Source organism: Endozoicomonas sp. ONNA1 (assembly GCF_024606325.1).
Taxonomy (GTDB): Bacteria; Pseudomonadota; Gammaproteobacteria; order Pseudomonadales; family Endozoicomonadaceae; genus Endozoicomonas_A.
Genome location: NZ_JAHHPN010000929.1, coordinates 1 through 6464 on the forward strand (window position 1 = coordinate 1; position 6464 = coordinate 6464).

A 6464-nucleotide genomic window follows, 5' to 3' on the forward strand; every position below is an offset into this window, starting at 1 on the left:
ATGATCTGAAGTGCAATGTTCACGTCCATCGGTCTATCACCTGCGGCGGGTTAACGACTCCGTCAGGTGTTTATAGCGATTACGCTACCTGACAGGAAAAGTAAAATACCTCCCGCTTTCTGCCCGTGTTTTTATCGGGGTCGCCCAGACGGGGTCGCCCAGACGGGGTCGCCCAGACGGGGTCGCCCAGACAATCTTTACGGCGGGGAGGTTGTCAATAATCCGACTCATTGCAGGCGGGATACCAATACTGCCTCAGTCACCGAGCGAGAATATACGTCTGGCATTGTCGGTGGTTGCAGCGGCAATCTCTTCGCCATCCACTCTAAGCACCTGGCTCAGCGCATGGATCACATAGGGCAGATTAGCCGGTTCATTATCATTTTCTCTTTTGCCACCCCGACGATGCTCTAACCGCGGTGGCATGACCAGATAAGGCTCTAAAAACGGTGCATCGGTCTCAACCATCAGGCGCTCACGCAGAGTCTCCCAACTGACAGAGCGCAGTGCCTTAACCAGATCTTTGTTACGCTTGTCGCCGATCCAACCGGTAATTCCGATGGAACAGCCCAGATCAAGATAGGCCTGCAGTTGCTCACTGTTACCGGTGAAGCAGTGAACGCAAGCCATGGCTGGTGAAGGCAACTGATTTATGTAGTCTGCCAGAATACCCATGAAGTCATCATGGGCAAGCCGCTCATGCAAAAACAGTGGTTTTTTCAGCTCTGCAGCCAGCGCCAACTGTTTCCTGAACACGGTCCGTTGCACTTCAGGAGACGACCATTTGCGATCGTAATCCAATCCACACTCACCCACCGCAATGCAGTGACGATCCCCTTGTTCAAGTATTTCTCTCATTTCCCGTATGCCACCATCCCGGTGGAAATTCTTGGCGTGGTGTGGGTGGCATCCCACTGTATAGTACAAAGAGCATGGGGGGGAATCTGAAAATCCACAAGCTTCAGTGGCTTTCGCCGATGGCTCCGACCATTGATCCACCAGTTTCTGAGCCTTTTTCGACGCAGAAATGGAAGTGCCCGTTACCATGATGCTACCAACCCCTGCCCGGGAAGCTTCTGCAATAACCCGGGGCAAGTTAAAGCTGTCTTTAACGAGATTGGCTCCAATATCAACCAGTGGCGTCATGTATAGAGGCCTGAACTTCGGGCGAGTCAGATATACCTTGCCCGACTCTGGCCCGGCAGATAACTGGAAACTCCAGGAATCATCATCTGTGGCAGGCACATCAGGTGATGCAGAGGCCCCGGTTGAGCGCTGGCAATATCGGGACTCCGGGTTCTTATCCATGACCTGCTGACCCTGAACGGTATGGTAGTTCGGGTTGCCATGGTATCGGGATGCAACGAGAGAAACGCCTGAAAAAGGCTTGTCAGCAGAACCTGAGCACTTCTTCTTTTTTTTCATTTTTCGTGGCTTTGTTGAACGGCCTTCTTGCCAGACTTTCAGGTCCGCTTCGTCGGCGGCCCACTGCGTACCTTTGCTGCTAACGTCATGAGGGGACACTGAATTGGGTGACGTGATATTGGAAAGTATCGCTTTTTCATCGACATTATCAACTTTCACAAATCTGCCATCAGGGCTTAAAGTGGCTGATCTGACCGTTTGAGAATGAGATAAGTTGGGTGTTCTTACTGAAACTATATTGTTGCTATCACCAGTACTGACAGTCCTACCGAAACGAGCACCTTCTCCAGTCTCTTGCGATTGAGGTTGAACAGGTTGTGACGTGGTTGGGTTTGAACCTCCAACTGCGCCGATAGTGTGATCCGAGTTAATCATATTAAGCTTCTTCTATTAAGTGGGTATTATCCTTGATTACAAGAATATCGGGTTGAAGGGCATTCAACAGCGATGACCTCAAATAAATCAGAGTGGTTCTTGGATTGAAAGTTCAGAACATTGACGTAAGCATAACTAACAGGAAAACAGGAATCTGATGTCAACTGTTCGCAGAGATGAAGGGAAGAGGAATATCAAAGACTAGCTTTATCAGGGCCTATGTCGATCAGTGGCCAGAAGATGTTCAGGAGCGTCTTAAGGAGCAGATGGAATCACTTCAAAATTGAATGTCGCTGATTTTATGCCATTTTTAAGCAGCCTTAATGAGAGATGCCAGTGCATCTCTGCGCTTTTTTTCAATTGGAGTAAAAAATAGTGATGGTCAATCTCCTGAGCAACAGCTTTATTTTAATTTCTGTGGGCCTCTCTTCTGCTTTGGTTGCAGCAAACCCGGTTGCAGAAAGAAACATCAATGGCATTATGTTCGATGCTTCCTGTCCGAACGGTGAAGAGGTCTGTAAAAACCATCCGTTTGACTGCATCGGTGGTTGTGCGCTTAATGCGTCAACAGGAGAAACTGTGTTTCAGTGGGAACGTACCATTTTTACAACTAAATTCGACAAGGCTTCACGGCTTGATATTCAGGCCATGAAAAAATGTCTTGGCCGTGAAGCAATCCGCACTGCTTTACTAAAGAGTCAGGAAAGCATTCAGGATACCGGCTCAGAGACATTACCCTGCACAGTCACTGGCTCGGAATGGCAATATATCTATCCCAAGTATTATATTTCGACACTTACACGGCCTGCCTGTGACACAACCCGATCTTATCTTGACGAGTTGACTGGCAGCTGCCAGAACTGGAAAAGCACCGCTGCTGAAGCCGGATTATGGGTTGGTTACGGCGCGGCTGCTCTGCTAGGTACGGTGGCATCCTATTTTGCTGTAGCACAGGTCGGCAGATGCACCGGATGGTTCCATTGGGTCACTATTGGAGATGTTCTGGGTTTGTGTTACGGAAAGTTTTTCAAATGGAGACAGCACGAGACACCTCGTGGTTATTGAAAAGTAGAGGCTTGTTAACTGTATCCAGGCTGGCGGCATGAATCGGGATCATTGCATGATGTTCGATAGCCATTGAACTCTCTGGAACGATCAGGGTCTAAAAATGTTAAAGGACTGATTGAGGAGTGCATCATGCCGCCAACCCGCTTTGTCTATGGACAGACACCTCCTATTCTACTGACCCTGCTGCTCTTGACACAGGCACCACACTCGTTTTCTTCAGAAAGTTGCCAGACTGAGGAATGCAGTCGTTCTGTCGGCTACCAGATCCCCTCGGCCGCACTATTCATTTCTTTGGCCAGGGCCTATCGGGATGATTACGTTCTTTTATTGGTCGCTGTGGCTGTGTCTGCGGTTTCCTTTTCATGGCCTGAGACACTGAACATTTCCATATCCAAATGTAATGTCCAGCCCTTTGAACTCTGGAAGCCCAAGCTGGGCAGTGAGTTCTGTCAGTCCCTGATTTCCAGTAAAAACCGCACAGAAGCAGTGAGGCTGTTGAGAGAAACGGGAGCCATGGAGCCTGCAACAATGGCCTGTAATAATTGGCAAACCGACTTGGCAGACTATTTCAACTGGCGTTGGCCGGGGAACAATGCCAGTCAGTGGCAGGAAATTCCCCTGCGTTATTCGGCCTTACAGGGGTTGTCTGACAAAATGTACGAGGGCAAGGTCATGGATTTATTGATTCATTTTCCTTCGGTGTCTTCGCTGAGCACGATACAGATCAACGGTCAGCAGTATATTTTGAAAGGCTATGCCAACAGTGGCTTTATGATTGCTCCCATGTTGAAAGTGGCTGAATGCTACTTTGTGCCTGAAGAGGAGCCAGTGGCTTTTGGTTTTGATGAATGGAGTGGATTGGTTAATGGGCGAATTCATTCCCTGTTTAAAGCCGTGAAGGGACATTCTCTGGAAGATTGGGTTGCACAGTCCCGTAAACCCACAAGCAAGGTTGACATTGATGCCATGTTTTCAGGGTTTGGGCAAATTCTGGCGCACTTTCACCTGCGTCACAGAGACTCGGAACTGGATGGGCTTTCTACTCTTTCCAGAGCGGTTCATCGTGACCTGCACTTCAATAATGTCTTTTATGATGAAAAGTCGGGCTTTTCGCTGATTGATACCTTGGGGCTTTCTGTTTCAGTTCTGGAACCGTCTGAAGTGCGCCTTGATCTGAAGCGGCTGTTTGAAGATATGAACAGACACGGGATATCAAAGAGTGGCTTTATCAGGACTTATGTAGGTCAGTGGCCTGAAGTTGTTCAGGAGAATCTTCAGGAGCAAATAGAATCACTTTAACCCGTGAAGCTGAGTGCCTGAGGTTGTCAGAGGCTTCGACAAGCTCAGGGCGAAGCATCAAAATTTTGAACTTTTTCGGAAAAATATGGACCAATAAAAGGTATGAAATGGAATTGTAAAGGAGTACTTCCATGTTTTTGTCACCAATCCCCTCACAACCCCAGCCCATCAGGGCAGATACAGTCTTCCAGAAAGATCTGAGTGCAGAAAATAAAAGGCGTTTGACTATCGATGAAACTCTTCAACATGAGCAAAAGCCCCTTCATCAGAGAAAAATCAGCAAAATCTTAACGTTGGCAAAGCCAGAAGGTTATTTCACTGTTGGTGAACAATACAAAATATCATTGATGAGCGATTACCTGCATGGCAACACCCAACATTTCAGTGACGAAGACTGGCTCTATCTGATAATAAAAATGGGTAAGAGGGTTATTAGTGAAAAAAAACTGGAAAAACTCAAACAAGAATTCAGCACAGCAGATAAAGAGATTCTGTTCAATAAAATAGCAAGATTACAAGCATTGAGATACAAAATTGAAGATAGACTTCATCATTCACACAGAGTTAGCCGTGAAAAATTGTATGATGCAGCAAAAACAAGCAAGTATCTATTCTCAACTGAAAGTCTGGAAGACATTATTGAATCAGCAAAAAACAGTCATCCCCTGCAATCCTGCGCTCCACCAGAACTTTTATTCGCTAAAGCAAGTTTAAATTACGAAGGACATAATCCTTATTTTTCTGAACTTATTATTGCCTGTTACAAAAATAGTCATTTTTTACCCCCGGATATTGAAATCGGCCACAAAATAGAAGATGAAATAAAAAAACAAAATCCAAAAATAAGCACAAATGAGGAAGATCTAGAAATAGAATTAATGTTATCAGATGAAGCCACAGTTGAAAAAAAATGTGGTGAAAGATCCTTCCAGTTCACTCTTCCTGATAATCGAACCTTGTACTTTAAATATCAACGAAAAGGTGAACCATGGGATGAGTTCACTCGTGAGCTTAAAATACACAATGCCTTGCACAACTTATTTTCTGATCAGGATTTCGCCAGTGAAATACCTTTCAGTAAAGGTTTATTTTCTGTTCCTGTGTCTGAAAATAATTACAAGCTCGAAATTTCTGAAGGTCGACTACACGGTTATCTTTTCACGGCATCACAAGATTATGTTAATTATGCAAGCCAATTAGATTCATCAGATACCAAAAATCCACACGGAAGGTCCGAAGAAGGGTTAAAAAAGGCAGCGATTGATATAGGAACCTATGCAAGATACGGTCTGACATTCGACAGTCTTATTAAAGTACAGCATGATAAATACAGACCCAGAAAAGGCTACCCTGTATGGACGACTATGGGAGCGCTATCCAATGTTTTTTGTAAAAATGCAGATAGCTTTCCCGGATCAATTTGTAATTGGGTAAGAGACACTGAGTGCTCAGATTTATCCTGGTCCGGACTTAGAGACCTTGGCGACAGCCAAATATTTGGAAACATATTGCCGAGCCTGAGTTCCAGGAACACTCTAAATACAAAGTTCTTTCCAGAGGTTGGAAACTTATTAGCTTATTTTAATGCCCTTATGGATAACATTATTGCCATTGTTATTGTTTATGCTCGTGGAAAACGTTTAAATCCTGAGTTTCATTACAAAAACCCGTTAGCTGTTGAAGATGTAAAGACATTTGTCAGAGAAGTTCTGGAACATTTTTTGTGTGGGTATTATTCAACAAAAACGATAAGCTTGCAGAAAAATCTTGGATTGGATGATACCGGTTTTGAACAATGGCTGAATAGAGTTGCATTAGAAATAGTCTATTGGTTAGCTATGCAACCTTATGAAATGAATGGTGCTTTTTATCATTCAAAGCATGCTCACAAAAAACATAACTACTTCGCACATGTGATGCGTATTAAGAGACCTGATCCTGAAATAATGGAAACTTCAGGGGAAATAGAAAGACGCTTGCTGTGTGACAACTCTAATGTTATTGATGGCAATCATAATCTTGGATTAGCACACAATTGTAGTTTTCCTTTACAAGCCCTTATAAAAGGGTTGTGCAAATTATCTATAAACATTCTGGAGCAACAATCACCAGTCACTGATCAAAATCCACGGGGAAATTAAGCTCAAACTACCCAGCGCCTGATGAAATTCCTTAATACCCCATACCGTTTGCCCTGGGCTAGTCGAAGCTTTTGACAAGCTCAGGGCTAGCAGCCTGTCGCACTTAAGGCTGTCCTACTGCGGTTGCAATAAATTGGTCTAAAAATTCCTGCTTCT

Annotated in this window: 4 protein-coding genes; 3 read left to right on the top strand and 1 reads right to left on the bottom strand. The window is 44.8% G+C overall.

The features are described from left to right. Positions 1 to 255: 255 nt before the first annotated feature. The gene (locus KDK19_RS22190) at positions 256 to 1800 is read right to left on the bottom strand and encodes a TatD family hydrolase (protein WP_257255224.1); all 1545 of its coding nucleotides are present in this window, start codon (positions 1798 to 1800) and stop codon (positions 256 to 258) included. A 375-nt stretch (positions 1801 to 2175) separates the two neighbouring features. Here KDK19_RS22190 and KDK19_RS22195 point away from each other — a divergent pair, with 375 nt between their 5' ends. The 3 genes from KDK19_RS22195 to KDK19_RS22205 all read left to right on the top strand — a co-directional run bounded on the left by KDK19_RS22195 (position 2176) and on the right by KDK19_RS22205 (position 6308). Beyond that, complete coding sequence (locus KDK19_RS22195) at positions 2176 to 2865, top strand: hypothetical protein (RefSeq protein ID WP_257255225.1); 690 nt, start codon at positions 2176 to 2178, stop codon at positions 2863 to 2865. A 132-nt stretch (positions 2866 to 2997) separates the two neighbouring features. Beyond that, complete coding sequence (locus KDK19_RS22200) at positions 2998 to 4167, top strand: hypothetical protein (protein ID WP_257255226.1); 1170 nt, start codon at positions 2998 to 3000, stop codon at positions 4165 to 4167. A 131-nt stretch (positions 4168 to 4298) separates the two neighbouring features. After that, positions 4299 to 6308, top strand: coding sequence for a hypothetical protein (locus tag KDK19_RS22205; protein ID WP_257255227.1), 2010 nt, complete (start codon positions 4299 to 4301; stop codon positions 6306 to 6308). Positions 6309 to 6464 lie beyond the last annotated feature (156 nt).

Coding starts and splice junctions, on each gene's coding strand:
- KDK19_RS22190 (WP_257255224.1), bottom strand. CDS start 1,800: ATGATTAACTCGGATCACACTATCGGCGCAGTTGGAGGTTCAAACCCA.
- KDK19_RS22205 (WP_257255227.1), top strand. CDS start 4,299: ATGTTTTTGTCACCAATCCCCTCACAACCCCAGCCCATCAGGGCAGAT.
- KDK19_RS22200 (WP_257255226.1), top strand. CDS start 2,998: ATGCCGCCAACCCGCTTTGTCTATGGACAGACACCTCCTATTCTACTG.